Source organism: Demequina sp. NBRC 110051 (assembly GCF_002090055.1).
In the GTDB taxonomy this organism is placed as follows: Bacteria; Actinomycetota; Actinomycetes; order Actinomycetales; family Demequinaceae; genus Demequina.
On sequence record NZ_BBRH01000007.1, the window covers coordinates 208,910 to 224,453 of the forward strand.

Genomic DNA, 15,544 nt, shown 5'->3' on the forward strand with positions numbered 1-15,544 from the left:
CCCACGCGCGCGGTGGTGTTCGGCTTAGGCTGCGCCAGCCAGGCGTTGCGCGCGCCGTTGTGCCTGGACGGAGGGGTCTGGGACCGGAGCAGCCGCAAGCAGCCGGCGCGTGTACTCGGCGCTCGGGTGGGTCAGGACCTGCTCGCGGTGACCCTCTTCGATGACTCGTCCGCGATGGAGCACCGTCACGGTGTCGCAGAGCTCGTCGATGACGGCAAGGTCATGGCTGATGAACAGGCATCCGAAGCCCATCTCCCGCTGCACGTCCCGAAAAACGTCGAGGACCTGCGCCTGGACGGAGACATCGAGCGCGCTGGTGGGTTCATCGGCGATGAGCAGTGTGGGACGGAGCGCCACGGCCCGTGCGATGGCGACGCGCTGCTTCTGACCTCCGGACAGCTCGTGCCCGTAATGGTCCGCATGTCCGTCGAGGCGGACGGCCTCGAGGAGCTCCTGCACGCGAGCCTTCACGGCCGCGCCCCTCAGCCCCTCGACCTGCGTCAAGGGCTCGGCGACCGTCTGGGCGACCGTGTAGCGAGGGTTGAGCGACGTCGAGGGGTTCTGGAAGACCACGCCGATGGCCTGGCGTGCGTGCCGCCGCTGTCGCGGTGTGGCGCTGGTGACCTCGCGCCCGTTGACCGCCACGTGCCCCGCGGTGATGGGAGCCGCGCCGATGACCGCGCGGCCGATGGTCGACTTCCCGCTACCGGACTCGCCGACCAGGCCACGCATCTCGCCAGGGCGCACGTGGACATCGACGCCGTCGACGGCACGCACCGTGCGCTTGAGGCGTCCGCCGTATTCGACAACGAGCCCGCTGATCTCCAGGGCACGGTCGGCGGACACGGGGGCGGGAGAGGGGCCACGGCGACCGATACGCGGTACCGCATCGAGCAGCGCGCGCGTGTAGTCGCGCTGGGGAGAGTCGAAGATGGACTGTGTGGTGCCATGTTCGACCAACGCTCCTTGGTGCATGACCAGCACGCGATCGGCGATGTCGGCCACCACACCCATGTCATGGGTGATCAGCAGGACGCCGCGGCCCTGTTCACGCCCCAGGCGGCTCAGCACATCCAAGATCTCGGCCTGGATGGTGACGTCCAGGGCCGTCGTGGGCTCGTCCGCGATCAGCAGCTGCGGGTCGGCGGCGAGAGCCATCGCGATCCCCACTCGTTGACATTGACCGCCGCTGAGCTCGTGGGGGTACTGCTTCATGCGGAGTTCGGGCTCGGGGATCTCGACGAGCGTGAGCAACTCGATTGCGCGTCGCCGCGCTTCCTTCGCGCTTAGACGCGAGGAGTGTGCGCGGACCGCTTCGACGACCTGAAAGCCGATGGTGAAGACCGGGTTGAGGGACGCGATGGGGTCCTGGGAGATGAGCGCCGCGGTGTTTCCTCGCATCGATCGCAGTTCGCGCTGGGACATCGCGAGCACGTCCTTGCCATCGAGCCGGATCGATCCGGTCACCCCAGCCCCCTCTGGGAGCAGGCGCAAGATGGACATGGCGGACACGGATTTGCCCGAGCCCGATTCGCCCACAAGCGCCACCACCTCGCCGCCCGCGACATCCAGGTCGATGCCGTGGACGACTTCGTGAGCCGGGCGGGATCCGAAAGTCACCCTGAGGTCGCGGATGGTGAGCAGGGGAGTCGAGGCGTCCGTCATCGCTAGTCGTCCGTTCCGCGAGCGTCACGCTCTCGCTTGTGCTGCTCCCAGTCGGCGAGCATCTGTGTGTGGTAGTCCTGCACCCATCGCAGGTAGTCGCGGCCGTTGCGCAGACGCGTCCGTGCCGCCGTGTCCTCGGGGCGCAGCCATCCGATGGTCTCGTCGAGCGTGCGGATCTCGCGGTCGAAGAAGCGTCGCTCGTTGGCCAGGAAGCTTCCCCACGGGTCGTCCTCCGCCCGGAAGTAGTGGTTCCGGTCCCCAGGCACCGGGTGGCGACGGATGAAGGTCATGTCAATGAGGCGGCGCGTCGCCATGGAGACGGCGCCGGCGCTCGCCCCTAGTGCGGTCGCAAGGTCGGCAGACGAGATGTAGGGCCTATCCATGATGAGCAGATAGCCCAGCACACGGCCGTCCATGCGTGACGTACCGGCCTGCTCCCAGATCAGGCTGAGGTCTTCGGCGAACTGACGGCGGTACTGCTCGCGTTCGCGCTCCTCGGCGGACTGGGCGGACTGGGTCGACTCATCCATGCGTGTGTGTCCTCCTGACGGCTCGGCGTTCATAGCATCCCATCGTTCAGCGCCGTTCACGAGGGTCGAACGCGGAGCGCAACTCCTCGCCGATGGCCACCACCGACAGCACCGTGAGTGCGAGCATCACACTGGGGAGGACCAGGACATGGGGAGCGGTTTGGAAGATGCGGGACCCCGCCGCGATCTGCAGTCCCCACGAGATCGCGGGCGACGAGAGGCCGATGCCCAGATAGGTGAGCGTGCTCTCCGCGACGATGACCATGCCGATCGAGATGGTCGCGAGCACGAAGACCGGCTGGATGGCATTGGGGAGAACGTAGCGCTTGATGATGCGCGGCAGACGGAGGCCCATCGTGCGGGCGGCGAGCACATACTCGGAGTGCCGCACAGACCTGACGGACGCGCGCATCAGGCGGGCCATGGTGGGCCACCCGAACACACCCAGGACCAGACTGACCGTCCAGACGTTGCGCGCGCCGAGCGTGTTGAGCACAACGATGGCGGCGAGCAAGAAGGGGAATCCCAGGAAGACTTCGGTGACGCGCTGGACAATCCAGTCCACGACTCGACCACCCAGGCCCGACAGCGTGCCCAGCGTCAGCGCGATCCCCAGCGCGATCGCCGTCGCGAGGAATCCCACCGTGATGGAGCTTTGGGCGCCATAGACAGAGTTGGCCCAGATGTCGCATCCCTGCAAGTCGTAGCCGAAGGGGTGGCCGGGTGCGGGCCCCTCCGCGCTGTGGGCGAGGTCGCAGGCCCGCGGGTCTCCATTGCCAAAGAGGCCCGCGAAGAACGCGGGGAAGAGCGCGAACAGGAGCAACACTGCGAGCACGGAGGTTGCGATCCACATGAGCGGGCGCCGGATCAGGGAGCGCCATAGCCCACGGTGCGCTGGGGTCGTGGGGGGCAGGTTCAAGGAGGTGTCAGCCACGGCGAATCCTCGGGTCGAGCAAGGTGTGGAGCACGTCGACCAGCAGCGTGGTGACGAGGAAGATCACGATGAGAGCCGTCGAGATCGCCGCGACCATCGCAGCCTCGTGGGTGCGGATGGCCTGGAACAAGAGGTTGCCGACCCCGGGGAGATTGAAGATCCCCTCGATGACCACGGTGCCGCCGAGCAAAAAACCTAGATCGGTGGCGAGGTAGGTCGCGGTCGGGATGAGGGAGTTGCGCATCACGTGGAGTCCGATCACGCGTCTCTCGCCGACACCTTTCGCGCGTGCCGTACGCACGTACTCGGCGCCGAGGTTCTCGATGATGGAACTACGGACCAGGCGCGAGACCGATGCCAGGCCGAAGACGGCGATCACCAGCGACGGCAAGATGTACGACAACGGCCATCCAGCGGAGGTACCCGCCACGGGGAACCACCCCAGCCTCACCCCGAAGAGCAACTGGCCCATGATCGCGAGCACGAAGACGGGGATGCAGCTCGCGCCGATGGTGGTGACGAGCAGTACCCGGTCGATGGTCTTGCCGTGGCGCAAGGCGGAGACGATGCCGATGGACAGTCCGAGCACCACCTGAATGGTCCACGCGGTCAAAGCGAGAGTGATGGTCACGGGCCACCGCGAGGCCAGCTGGGGTGCGATCGCGCGTCCCGAGAGGTCGACGCCCAGGTCGCCGTGGACGAGTCCGCTCAGGAAGTGGAGGTACTGCACCCCGACGGGCTCGTCGAGCATGTAGGCCTCGGTGAGGGCTGCCACCACGGAGTCGGGTAGTTGGCGGTCTCCCGCCAGCGCCTGGATGGGGTCCCCGGGAAGGGAGAACACGCTCCAGTAGATGACAAAGGTGACACCGAGGAAGACGAGTGCAAAGCCCGCGAGTCGTTGGGCGACGGCCAGGGCGATCTTCATTGCTGCCCCACGGTGAACACGGCCGCGAGAATCGCTCCGTACTGGACGCCGGCCAGGGCATTGATGGGCAGCGCGCTGGAGGTGTCGGCGGCTGCGGCCTCGTGTGCCCAGGACTCGAACTGTTCGCGCGTCTGCCCCGCGACCTGTCGCAGCGCGGCGCTCGCGGATCCAGTGGCAATCTCTGCCTCGAAGGCGCGCAGCAGGATGCCGCCGAATCGCAACCGGAACATGTGCACAAGGTCGTGTGCGCTGTGACGCTCCGCGACGGTAGCGCTCCGCTGCGACTCCGTGAGGGCCGAGCGCGCGAGCTGGGACTCACCGGAGGCGGCGACCATGGGAGCGAAGACGCGGCTCGCGCGCAGGAACGGCGTGTCGAGCGTGAGGTGCGGCTCGGCGACAGCGAGCAGTTCCACGAGGCGCCGACCCGACCTGAGGAGCTGCCCACCGGTGTCGGACAGGAGCTCGGCGTAGGCAAGATCGGTGGCGCTGGTGTCGTCGGTTTCGGTGCTTGACCAGAAGGGAAGCTCGGCGATCAGGGAGAAGGCTCCGTGGCGGCCCGCGTAACTCGTCGAATCGGCACCGCCCGATCCGGTCGGGTAGGGATCGAACCCCATGGCCTCGGCCCAGTCGTAGGCCTGCTCGAGGGTGCCGGTCTCGAAGATCGCATCCGCGGCCTTGGTGTAGTGCGCGGCCTCCGCCTCGCCTTGGTGCAGGGGCACGGACAAGGACGCCGGGATCGCGTGGAGCAGCCCGTAGAGCTCGGGGGCCGGCCGTGAGACGTAGTAGTAGGCGCCGCCGGCCTCACTGTTGTGCAGGGGTACGTAGACATCCGGCTCGGCGATGTCGATGGCGGCGGCCAGTGCCCGAGTCTCGGGCATCATCGCATCGAAGTGGGCCTTCTTGTAGGCGAAGGGAAAGGTCCACTCGACCTGTTCGTCCGGAGCAGGACGGTAGAACTCTCGTGCGTAAGCGACGCGGTCGCCGGGGTCCGCGAACCACCCCTCGTTGAGACGCATGGCGTCCGGATCGACACAGGGGATGACCCACCACGTGCTGTCGGCGCCGTCGCGCAGAGCCTGGTCATGAATCAGCTGCTCGACGAGGTGCAGGACCGTCCACGAGCCGATGGGCTCATTGGGGTGAACCCCTCCCACGACGAGGACCGAGCGGGCGCCGTCTCCAATGCGATACAGAGGTAGCGTCTCGCCAAGCCTGCTGGTGCCGACGTCTTGCCGGGTCACGAGGCCGGGCGCCTGGAGGCGCAACTCCTCGATCGCCCGGTGGAGAGCATCGACGGAGGGGAAGTCGCGGCGCTCGGCGAGCCCGCCGGCTCGCCGGAGGATGTCCTCCGGCGAGCCGACGGCCGCGCGGGTCGTCGCAGAGAGGGGGTCGACCACGGTGGGGTCCTTCGAGGTGGGAGTTACGACGCGAGCTGGATCTGCGTGAGGTCGGGAGCGCCCGAGACCGTGTGAAGGCCAGCGATGCGCTCGGAGGTCACGTAGAGGTAGCGGTTGCCGAACAGCGGGATGGTCGGGAAGTCCTCGAGGATGCGTTCCTGGACGGCCGTGTATCCCTCGTAGGAGGCCTCCGCGGTCTCGGCGGCGTTGGCTTCAGCGATGAGCGCGTCGACCTCGGGCTCCGAGTAACCGCCCGCACCGAAGTTTCCTTCGCCCTCGGCGGTGTAGACCGCCTGCAGCGTGTTCTGCTGGCTCGGGTACAGCGCACCCCAGCGGGCACGGAAGGGTCCGTTGACGTCACCGCTCATGACCTGATCGGTGAAGGCCGCCCAGTCAGCGGCGGGCGTGGGCACCACGTCCTCGATGCCGAGGTTCTGGCGAATCTGGTTGGCGATCGCCTCGAACAGGTCTTCCTGACCCCAGTTCGCGACGAACAGGATCTCCATGGTGCCCTCGAAGCCGCCTGCCTCGTCGAGCAGCGCCTTGGCCGCCTCGGGGTCGAACTCGCAGTACTCGCCGCAGATGCCGGCCGGGTCGCCCGGCATGGACGGTGAGGTCAGCGAGGTGGCGGGAATCTGCGAGCCGCCGAACACGGCGTCGTTGATCGCCTCGCGGTCGATGGCCATCGAGATGGCCTGTCGTACACGGATGTCGCTGAAGCGCGGGTCCTCGATGTTGAACCCGAGGAAGTCGACGCCAGGGGCATCGAGTTCGTAGAGGTGGTCGGGGAAGTCGGTACGAGCCTGCTGAGCCTGGGCGGCGGCAATGCCGACGATGTCGACCTCGCCCGCGAGGGCGTCGGTGTAGGCGACGGTCGTGTCGATGTAGGGGACGAACGTGATCGCGTCGACTGTCGGCTCGGGCCCGGCGTAGTCCTCGTAGGCGACGGTCTCAAGCGGTGCGTCGGGAGTCCACGAGCTCGACGCCTTGAAGGGGCCGTTGCCAATCGGATCCGCCTCAAACGCCTCGAGGTCGTCGAACGCCTCCGACGGCAGCGGGTAGAGCGCCGTCTGTCCGATGGTCAACTGCAAGGGGTACTGGCGATCCGGGTTTTCCAGTTCGACAGTGAAGGTGAGGTCGTCGACGACGGTCAGTCCCGACAGCGTCTCGGCCGTGGGTTCGCCCTCGAGGGGGCTGGTCTCGTCGTATCCGACGATGTTCGCGAGCTGGCCCGCGTTGACCCATGCGTTCGGGGCGTATGCGGCGTAGTTCCACGTGTCGACATAGTCCTGCGCGGTGACGGGGTCGCCGTTGTGGAAGGTCCACCCGTCACGCAGTGTCACGGTCCAGGTCACCGCATCGTCAGACTCGACCGACTCGGCGGCGAGGAAGCTGACGTCGCCGTTCTCGTCGAGCTGGACGAGCGGGGCCCACAGCGCTTCGACGATGTTGTACGAAGCGAAGTGGTTGCCGGGGATGAGGTGGTCGGGGGTTTCCACTGCGAAGCGGACGGGTTCCTGAGCTGCCTCGGTGGTGGGGGTGGCCTCTTCCTCATCGGCACTGGAGCAGCCGGCGAGGGCGATGACGCCCACGACCACCGCGCCGAGGCCCGCGCCTAGCCTGTTACGTGGTTTCCGCATGAGTTCTCCTTGTCGCCACGGCTCGTGCGGCCCGTGGTCGGATTGGCGCCCCCGGGGCTGGAGGCTGGCCACGACGTTAGACCCTCAATCTTCAAAATCAGATGAATCTTCAGAATTTTTTGAACTTGTTACAAGTACGAAACTTAGTATCGGGCACGCTGGGACTTCGTTTACGTCGCTGAAACCGATCGGCAAGCGGTCCCATGCATCAGCGAACAGCCTTCGTCGCCACACGATTGGAGCCACCATGCGCCACAACCCGGACTACGACTTCGGCGATGGTGCCGCTCTTCGGGATCTCATCCGCGAGCACCCGTGGATGACTCTTGTGACGCACGTGCCCGAGCGGGGGGTCGTGGCCTCTCACTATCCCGTGCTGCTTGAGGACGATCCGGACGACATCGTGCTCGTGAGCCATGTGGGACGGCCGGACGAGCGGCTGCACGAACTTGGCCGCCACGAATCGATGGCGATCATTTACGGCCCTCACGGCTACGTCTCGCCCAGCTGGTACGGCACGTCACCCGCGGTGCCCACGTGGAACTTCGCCGTGGCTCACCTGTATGGCACGCCCGAGATCCTGTCCGATGACGAGAACCTGCAGGTCCTCGACCGGCTTGTGGCGCACTTTGAGGCGCCGCTGCCGGAGCCACACCTGATGCGTCAGACGACGGAGAACGCCGCCTACGCGGAGCGCATCGTGCGCGGCACCGTGGGCTTCCGCATGAGGATCGAGCGGGTCGAAGCCAAGGAGAAGATGAGCCAAGACAAGCCCGCGGAGGTCGTCGGCCGTGTGATCTCCGCACTCGAGCAGCCCGGCCCGTACCAGAACGCCCCCTTGGCGCGGCGCATGGCTCACATCAACGGTGTGGCATGAGCGCGCAGGCACACGCGGACTCAGGCCTGGTTCTCGCTAATGTGCGGCCCTACGGCGGGGAGCCCTGTGATGTGACCATTCGCGACGGCGTGATTGCCGTCCTCGCCCCGGCGGGTGAGGCCCCCCGCACCGGTGAGGTTCGCGACTTCGAGGGTAGGTGGGTCGGCCCGGGCCTGTGGGACTCGCATGTGCACTTCACTCAGCAGGTCATCCGGCGCATGCGCGTCGACCTCGACGGCTGCGCGGGGCCACAGGAAGCCCTCGATCGCATGCGCACCGCACGCGAGATCGGTGCACCTTTCTTGGGCGGACTCTTGGTGGGATACGGGTTCCGCGACGCGCTGTGGAGCTCGCCGACCACGCTCGCTGCGTTCGACGCTGCCGTGCCCGACGTACCCGCGGTGATGATTAGCGGCGACCTCCACTGTGGATGGATGAACACCGCCGCGGCGGCCCGGCTCGGAGTGGACATTGACTCCTCGGGACTGCTGCGCGAGGCCCCCATGGTCGCCGCACTCGGCGTGATCGACGGCAACATCGAGTTACCCGTGTCGGCGTTTCAGGAGGCCGCCAAGGCGGGTGCCGCCCGCGGCTTGGTGGGCGTCGTCGACTTCGAGAATGCCGACAATGTGGCGCAATGGCCGGCGCGGACCGCCGAGGGCTTCGATGCCCTGCGCGTCGAGGTCGCAGCGTGGCCGGACCGACTCGACGACGTGATTGCCAGGGGCATCCGGACGGGTGACATCGTCGACGATGCCGGTCTCGTCACGTTCGGGCGACTCAAGGTCGTCGCCGATGGCTCGCTCAACACCCGGACGGCATGGTGCTGGGACCCCTACCCCGGTACGGATTCCGCCGACGTCGAGGCGTACGGCTTGCCCGGTGTCACGCCGGGAGGGCTGCGTGTGCTGCTGTCGCGTGCGCATGAGGCGGGCATCGAGGCGGCCGTACACGCGATCGGTGACCGCACCAATACGGAAGCACTGGACGCGTTTGCCGACCTGGGCATCGGCGGTGTGATCGAACATGCGCAACTGGTGCGCGACCAGGATCTTGCGCGATTTGGCGCGCTCGGCGTGACCGCGAGCATTCAGCCCGAACACGCGATGGACGACCGTGACATTGCGGACCACGTGTGGGCCGGAAGGAGCGACCGCGCGTTCGCCTTCGGCGCGCTGCACCGCGCCGGTGCACGGCTGCGTCTGGGATCCGACGCACCCGTCGCTCCCTTGGATCCGTGGATGTCGATCGCCGCCGCGGTCTTCCGCACGCGGGACGGGCGCGAGCCTTGGCACCCCGAGTTGTGCCTTCCCCTGGACGTCGCGCTCGCCTCGTCTAGCCGCACCACACTCGCGGTGGGACAGCCGGCTGATCTCGTCGTCACCGACCGCGACCCCTACACATGCGGGCCCGACGAGCTCCGCGCCATGGGCGTGGCGGCCACCTTCGTCGGCGGTCGCTGCACGTGGTCGAGCGATGTCGAGGCATCGTCGTCCGGGACAGCTGCCTGACCGCGTCTAGGACAAGCGCAGCATCACCACGTCGGTCTCGCGGTTGCCGCCCACGTCAAAGGTACGTGCGCCCACCAGGGTGAAGCCGTGGCGCCGGTAGAACGCCTGCGCGCGCAGGTTGGCATCGTTGGTGCCGAGCCACACCGGGCCGGGGCCGTGTCCCTCACGGGTGGCGGCCACGGCCGCCTCCATGAGCGCGCCGGCGAGGCCGCCGCCGTGGGCCTCGGCGCGCACGTAGATCTTGGACAGCTCATGGATCGGGTCGGTGGCGACGCCCGCGTCGCTGAGCGCGACCGCGGCCTCGGGGTCGCTGCACGGGCCGAACGTCGCCAAGGCGTAGCCGTCGAGCGTTCCGGCGACCACGGCATCGGCCACCACCACGGCATGGGTGGGCGATGAGATCCACCCGCCGATCACGTCGGCGTTGAGCTTGGCCGCGATGTGCGCGTCCATCGCCTCGCGCGTGGTGGTCGGCGGGCACGCGAGTGGGAAGGTGACGGCGGCGAGGTCGACAAGCGCGGGGATGTCCGATGCGGTGGCCGGGCGGACGGTGTGCGTGACGGTCATGATTCCCAAGGGTTGAGCACGGCGACTCCGGTGCGGGCGAAGTCCTGGACATTGCGGGTGGCGACGGGCATGCCGTGCACCTGGGCGGTGGCGGCGATCATGATGTCAGCGAGCCCTGGGGCGTCAGGTCGCGACGTTAGTGTCGCCGCAAACTGGGCTGCATCGGCCGTGAAGTCGAGGACTCTGCCATCAAAGGTGACGACAAGGCCGTCGATCCAGGTCTCGAGGCCGTCCGCCTGCGGTGCGTCGCCGCGCTGGCGAATCAGCGCCGCGCCGTGGCGCAGTTCCATGAGCACGACGGCGGGAAGGAACAGGTCCGTGACGCTGACCGACCGCGACCATCGGGCCACGGCCGGGTCCGGCGTGGTGCGGCGCAGTTCTGACAGGACATTCGTGTCGAGCGCGTAGCGCGTGGCGCTCACCGGTCGAGCTCGTCGAGTGTGCCGTCGAGGCCCGGAAAGTCCGCGTTGTCACCGCTCGGGAGTGCGCGGACCGCGTCCCACAGGGACGTCGAAGGGGTCGCGTGCTCGATGCGCACCACGCGGTAGACCGGAACGCCGCGCCGAGTGATGACAGCCTCTCCATCCGCATCGACCGCGGCCGTCACGACACCGGGTCGTTGATTGAGGTCTTGAGACTTGAACTCGCGGACGCTCACCTGCCACCTCCTAGATAGGTATCTACATCGTAGGCGCCTCGCCTGCGCGTTGCTAGGGGGCGTCGCGTGGCCGCGACGGACGAGGCTAGCGAGAACTCAGCCCGTCGCCAGGGCGTGGCCGTAGAGGGTTCCGGTGACCACGGCATCGGCCACGGGAACCGACTGAGTGGGCGAGGACACCCAGCCACCGAGCACGTCGCCGTTGAGAGTGGCTGCCATGTGTGCATTAACCGCCGCGCGGTAGCGTGCCGCAAACGAGCCGACCGGGGGGTAGGGGATGGACAAGCCGGCGAACCCATGGCACTTCTTGTGGGCCATGCCTTTGAGCTCCGCTGGTGCGATGTTCGTGTACGCCATTGCTCTGCTGAGCACCGGCTGGGTTTTCGGTGGGACGCCGCACGACGGTCTTTCCGATCCTCTTGAAACGTTGATGTGGATCGCGGTCGGGTCTGCCGTGTGGATGTACCCGGTGGCCGTCGTGCCGTGGACTCGTGCGTGGAAGCCGCGGATCATCGTGGCGTGTGGTCTCACGGTGGTCTTGACGGCCGGCATCTTCGTGTGGCTCAGCGCGTAGCGGGTGGCGTGCCCAACATGTCGTGGGGGGAGTGGCACCGCGCACCGGGCCGCGTCAGGTCGGCAACCACGCTAGGGGCAGAGCCTTGCGGCGGAAAGTCTCCATTGCACTGCCAGGTCGAAGAGACGCCGCAAGGAGGGTCGAATGTTTCAGGTTGTCCGTCTGCCTACAGCAGCTACATCTCACCCTTGCGGTTGAGCCACTGCATGGCCACGTATCCCATCGGGATACGGATCCAGTACGTGATGAACCTATAGATCAGCACCACCGGCGTCGCCACCGGCAGCGGAACGCCCGCACCCGTGAGTCCGGCGATCAGAGAGGCCTCCACGGCTCCCAAACCACCGGGGGTCGGCACCACCGCGCCCACGGCGTTGGACAGGAAGAACAGGATCGTCACGTCGATGATCGCGAGGTCCTGGCCGAAGGCCTCGAGGGTGCAGTAGAAGGTGCCGACAAAGGCCACGGTCTGCACCAGGTTGCCCGCGAGACCCAGGGCCAGGCGCCATGGCTGGCCCAGGATCTGCACCAGACGCGGCCATGTCTGGCGCACGGTCGGCATGATCTTGGCGAGGGTCCAGCGCCGCACCTTGGGCACCAGCATGAACGCCGTGATGACCACCGCCGCGACGCCGATGCCGATGAGCACCGCCGTCGACGGCAGTGCAGCGAGCGTGCCCTCGGAGCCGGTGAACAGCGTCAGGGCCAGGAGTCCGATCACGGTGACGACCACCGCGGAGACCTGCACCAGCGCGACCGTCGCGACCGCGAGTGGTCCCGCCACGCGCCGGCGCGTCAGCAGGCGCAGGTTCAGCGCTGCGGGCCCCACGCCAGCGGGCACGGCGACGGCGATGTACCCGGCCGCTACCTGGGTGAACAGTACCCGGCCCCAGGGCAGCCGCACGGGCGAGAAAGCGAGCATCGCCAGGGCTGCACCCGCATACGTCAGCAGCGACCACGCGAAGGCTCCGACGAGCCACGCGGGGTTCGCGCTCGACAGCGCCCCCAGCACCTCCTGGGTGTTGAACGTGGTGAGGATGACGGTGCCGATCAGGACGGCGGCGCCGAACAGGATGATGGTGCGCCACCCGAAACGGGCGATGTTCTGCTGCTCGATCTCGGCATCGGGCACACGCGCCACGATCGCCGCGCGCGTGTCTTTCAGCCGGTCGCCGTGCGCCTTGAGCGCCTTCTGCGTCGAGCGCGGCAGCACGATGGACTGGAGCAGGGGCGCGACCTGCTCCACGATGTCCTCGCCCAACGCGCGGAAAGCCGCGTCGACGGCGCGGTCCGATCCCACGATCGCCGCGGTGGCCGCGAGGACCTGGACGTTGTCGAGTCGCCGGGCGAGCGTCGATGTCGCCACCTCGCCCATGTCCCAGCTGGTGATCCAGACCAGCGGCGTGCCTGTGGCCTCGCCGTCGCCCACCAGGATCGTGTCGGCCGAGACCTGGCGGTGAGCGACGCCCGCGGCATGGGCCTGGCCGAACTGCGACCAGATCGAGTCGAGCATCTCGTCGTCGACCTCGTCGGCGGTCATCTCCGACAGCGCCCGCATGGCGACGGGACGTTGGTAGACCACCAGCATGGTGTCGCGCGCCTGGCTCATGCCCAGCACGCGCGCGGTCCGCACGCCCGCCGAGCGTGCGGCGTGCGAGACGAGCGCCGTGGATTCGGCCGCGTGGCGCAGGCTCACCTCGGCACGCGGGTCCAGGCCGCGGAAACGGATGGTCTGCCACCACTTGGAGATGAAGCCGGCCGCGTGCTGGTCGCCGTCGAGCGCGAGCACGATGAGCTGGTGGCCCTCGACGGTCGTCACCGAGTAGATGCGACCGGAGCGTGTGCGGCCAATCGCCGCGGCGACATCGTCGTGCCCCTCCGGCTCGTACGCGTCGTGATGGTCGGCGCGGACGATCCTGCGCGGCTCAAACCCCGCCCGGCGGATGCCGTCGGCGAGCTGCGCGCCATACGCCCGATCGGCCGTCGAGCCCACCGCCCAGCGCAGCACCAGGCCCGAGGCGCGTCCGATCAACACCACGGTGATCGCCGCAGGCAGCGTCACGATGCCCGAGATGACGCCGACGGCGGCGGCGATCCACACGAACGGCCACGAGATCGACAGCACCCGGCGCGTGGTGCGCAGCCCCGCGGCCGTCAGCATGGCGGCGACAGCGGCGAGGTAGGCGGGCAGCTGCACCACCATCTCGCCCTCGGAGGTCCTCACCGACAGCGAGCGAACCAGCTCGTCGGCGCCGAACTCGAGTGTCGTGATCGCGGCGATCACGGTGACGATGAACGCCAGGACGCCAGCGCCGATGACCTCGAGGATGCGCCGTGGCTCGCGCCTGAAGCCCAGGTCGACGATCACCGCGAGCGGCACAACGATCGTCACGATGCCGGAGAAGAGGTTGACGGGCGCGACCAGGAGGCGCTGCAGCACGCGCGCGAAGCCCTGCACATCCTCGGTCAGGCCCTCGGTGGTGGCGGTGCCGTAGGCGCCCAGCAGCAGCACCAGCACGATCCCGAGCGTCGTGATCGAGGCCGCGATGATGTCCGTGACGCGGTGCACCCGGGTCTCGGGTGCGTCGATGACCGTGACCCCCCGGAGCGGATCGTCGCTGGCAGGGGCGTCCTGCGTCGCGTCGCGGTCGGCCATGGCCTCGAGTCTAGGAGGTGAAATGCCGGTTTAGGCGACTCCGAGGGCCTCGAGCCACTCGCCCGGCACCAGCTCGGGGCCGATGAAGGACACCGCGTCGAGCGTCCAGTGCGCTGCAATGAGCGGACCGAGCCGTCCGGTGCGATGGAACCAGTACGCGAACACCACACCCATCACCATGTTGCCCAGCGCCATCGGCCAGCCTTGATAGAGGTGATACGCGCCCCTGAGCAGGGCCGATGCCGCGATCGCCGCCCACGGCGACCACGCCAATTCCTTCAGCCGGGTCACCAGATAGCCGACGGCGATCGTCTCCTCGAGCACCCCCGCGACGGCCGCCGAGAGCAACAGGATGGTGGCGGCCCACCACGCATCGGGCAGCCCCGACGTGTCGATCCGCACCGTTTGGCCGAGCGCCCGCGACACCGCGTAGAGCGCAAGCCCCGGCAGGCCGATGCAGGCAGCGAGCGCAAGCCCACGCAGGGCATCGGCCCCCGCCGCCTTCCAACCGCCGGTGAGCCCGAGGACCCGGTGCACCGACCGCCCGCCCATCGACAGCAGGTAGAACGCCAGCGCGACGGGCATCAAGAGATACGCCTGGCGCACCACCTGAGAGAGCAGGTCCAGGTAGTCGATCTGGGAGCGCGAGGGGTTGAGAGTCGTGGACTGCTGCCCAATCGCCGGCTCGGCAAGGTAGCGCTCTACCAGCGTGATCGCCGCCGAGATCGCGTAGTAACCCAGCGACAGGCCTAGCACGATGACAATCTCGACCTTGAGGCGCCGTCGGCTGGGCACGGCTGTCTGGACGGCCGATGCCGTGGCTGGCTGGGCGGCGTCCGCTGACGTATCCATGGTCACGCCACCCTAACGAGCGGCACGTTCGCTACGTCACCCCGCCGCGGCACGGGCCGTAGTCTCGAGGCATGACTGTGGTGACCGCGATCCGCCGCTATCCGGTGAAGTCGATGGGCGGCGAGTCCTTGGACCGAGTGGACCTCGACGCGCGCGGGCTGGTGGGCGACCGTGCATGGGCGGTCCGCGACGGTGACTCGCGCCTGGCTTCCGGCAAGAACACCAAGCGCATGGTGCGCCGCGACGGCGTGTTCGCGTTCAGCGCCGCGACACGGGCCGAGGGCGTCGTGGTCAGCGGGCCCGGCGGGCGCCACGGGCTGGCCGGCGATCCTGCCGTGGACGCCTGGCTCGCGGACGCGCTCGCGGCCGAGGTGGCGCTCGCTCCCGAGACGGACGTGCCGCACTTCGACGACGGCGCCGTGTCCCTCGTGGGCACCGCGACGCTCGACTGGTGCGCGCGGGAACTGGGAGCCGACGCGGACGCCCGCCGCCTGCGCGCCAACCTCGTCGTCGCAACGACGGAGCCGTTCGAGGAGGAGCGATGGGAGGGCGAGGTGCGCATCGGCACCGCGGTGCTGCAGCCTGCCGGGCGGATCGAGCGGTGCCGCACCATCGACCTGGCCCAGGACGGTGTCACGGACGCGACCCGCTGGTTGCAGCCGCTCGGCAAGTCCCGGGACCTGCGCGTCGCGATCTACCTGGACGTGGTCACGCCGGGCGCGATCGCGGTCGGGGACCTGGTGACCGCCGGCTGAGCG

The 15,544-nt window shown here is 68.3% G+C and carries 16 protein-coding genes; 4 read left to right on the top strand and 12 right to left on the bottom strand.

Features of this window, described 5'->3' with window-relative positions; genetic code table 11:
- Positions 1-24: 24 nt before the first annotated feature.
- The 6 genes from B7K20_RS02505 to B7K20_RS02530 are packed head-to-tail and all read right to left on the bottom strand — an operon-like array spanning position 25 to position 7,091.
- Positions 25-1,665, bottom strand: coding sequence for an ABC transporter ATP-binding protein (locus B7K20_RS02505; protein WP_084099969.1), 1,641 nt, complete (start codon positions 1,663-1,665; stop codon positions 25-27).
- Positions 1,666-1,667: 2 nt separating this feature from the next.
- Positions 1,668-2,195 carry a GbsR/MarR family transcriptional regulator gene (locus B7K20_RS02510; protein ID WP_084099971.1) on the bottom strand — a complete coding sequence of 176 codons (528 nt, stop codon included), beginning with the start codon at positions 2,193-2,195 and terminating at the stop codon, positions 1,668-1,670.
- 46 nt (positions 2,196-2,241) lie between these two features.
- Positions 2,242-3,129, bottom strand: a complete 888-nt coding sequence (locus tag B7K20_RS02515) for an ABC transporter permease (protein WP_234985677.1) — start codon at positions 3,127-3,129, stop codon at positions 2,242-2,244.
- Positions 3,122-4,054, bottom strand: coding sequence for an ABC transporter permease (locus B7K20_RS02520; protein WP_084099973.1), 933 nt, complete (start codon positions 4,052-4,054; stop codon positions 3,122-3,124). Before B7K20_RS02520 ends, B7K20_RS02515 begins: the two co-directional genes overlap by 8 nt.
- The gene (locus B7K20_RS02525; RefSeq protein ID WP_084099975.1) at positions 4,051-5,451 is read right to left on the bottom strand and encodes a M14 family zinc carboxypeptidase; all 1,401 of its coding nucleotides are present in this window, start codon (positions 5,449-5,451) and stop codon (positions 4,051-4,053) included. The genes B7K20_RS02520 and B7K20_RS02525 overlap by 4 nt, the downstream gene beginning before the upstream one ends.
- A gap of 23 nt (positions 5,452-5,474) precedes the next feature.
- A complete protein-coding gene (locus tag B7K20_RS02530) occupies positions 5,475-7,091 on the bottom strand; it encodes an ABC transporter substrate-binding protein (protein WP_084099976.1) in 1,617 nt (538 codons plus the stop codon).
- A 247-nt stretch (positions 7,092-7,338) separates the two neighbouring features.
- Here B7K20_RS02530 and B7K20_RS02535 point away from each other — a divergent pair, with 247 nt between their 5' ends.
- A complete protein-coding gene (locus B7K20_RS02535) occupies positions 7,339-7,968 on the top strand; it encodes an FMN-binding negative transcriptional regulator (RefSeq protein WP_084099978.1) in 630 nt (209 codons plus the stop codon).
- A 71-nt stretch (positions 7,969-8,039) separates the two neighbouring features.
- Positions 8,040-9,479: an amidohydrolase gene (locus B7K20_RS02540; protein ID WP_234985678.1), complete on the top strand. Its 1,440-nt coding sequence runs from the start codon at positions 8,040-8,042 to the stop codon at positions 9,477-9,479.
- A 6-nt stretch (positions 9,480-9,485) separates the two neighbouring features.
- Here the strand turns inward: B7K20_RS02540 and B7K20_RS02545 are convergent, their stop codons facing one another.
- The 4 genes from B7K20_RS02545 to B7K20_RS13350 all read right to left on the bottom strand — a co-directional run bounded on the left by B7K20_RS02545 (position 9,486) and on the right by B7K20_RS13350 (position 10,923).
- Positions 9,486-10,046 (bottom strand): N-acetyltransferase, encoded by a 561-nt coding sequence (locus B7K20_RS02545; RefSeq protein WP_084099982.1) that lies wholly within the window; start codon positions 10,044-10,046, stop codon positions 9,486-9,488.
- Positions 10,043-10,468, bottom strand: coding sequence for a type II toxin-antitoxin system VapC family toxin (locus tag B7K20_RS02550; protein ID WP_084099984.1), 426 nt, complete (start codon positions 10,466-10,468; stop codon positions 10,043-10,045). The genes B7K20_RS02545 and B7K20_RS02550 overlap by 4 nt, the downstream gene beginning before the upstream one ends.
- The gene (locus B7K20_RS02555; protein WP_084099986.1) at positions 10,465-10,704 is read right to left on the bottom strand and encodes a hypothetical protein; all 240 of its coding nucleotides are present in this window, start codon (positions 10,702-10,704) and stop codon (positions 10,465-10,467) included. Before B7K20_RS02555 ends, B7K20_RS02550 begins: the two co-directional genes overlap by 4 nt.
- 96 nt (positions 10,705-10,800) lie before the next feature.
- Positions 10,801-10,923: a hypothetical protein gene (locus B7K20_RS13350; RefSeq protein WP_255372753.1), complete on the bottom strand. Its 123-nt coding sequence runs from the start codon at positions 10,921-10,923 to the stop codon at positions 10,801-10,803.
- A 121-nt stretch (positions 10,924-11,044) separates the two neighbouring features.
- On the opposite strand from B7K20_RS13350, the gene B7K20_RS02565 reads away from it, so the two are divergent.
- Positions 11,045-11,278, top strand: coding sequence for a hypothetical protein (locus B7K20_RS02565; RefSeq protein ID WP_144018495.1), 234 nt, complete (start codon positions 11,045-11,047; stop codon positions 11,276-11,278).
- 175 nt (positions 11,279-11,453) lie between these two features.
- Here the strand turns inward: B7K20_RS02565 and B7K20_RS02570 are convergent, their stop codons facing one another.
- Entirely contained in the window at positions 11,454-13,934 is a 2,481-nt protein-coding gene (locus B7K20_RS02570; RefSeq protein WP_084099992.1) for a lysylphosphatidylglycerol synthase transmembrane domain-containing protein, read from the bottom strand.
- Between the two features lie 30 nt (positions 13,935-13,964).
- Complete coding sequence (locus B7K20_RS02575; protein ID WP_084099994.1) at positions 13,965-14,786, bottom strand: CPBP family intramembrane glutamic endopeptidase; 822 nt, start codon at positions 14,784-14,786, stop codon at positions 13,965-13,967.
- Positions 14,787-14,857: 71 nt separating this feature from the next.
- Here B7K20_RS02575 and B7K20_RS02580 point away from each other — a divergent pair, with 71 nt between their 5' ends.
- Positions 14,858-15,541, top strand: coding sequence for an MOSC domain-containing protein (locus tag B7K20_RS02580; protein WP_084099996.1), 684 nt, complete (start codon positions 14,858-14,860; stop codon positions 15,539-15,541).
- The last annotated feature ends 3 nt before the right edge of the window (positions 15,542-15,544 follow it).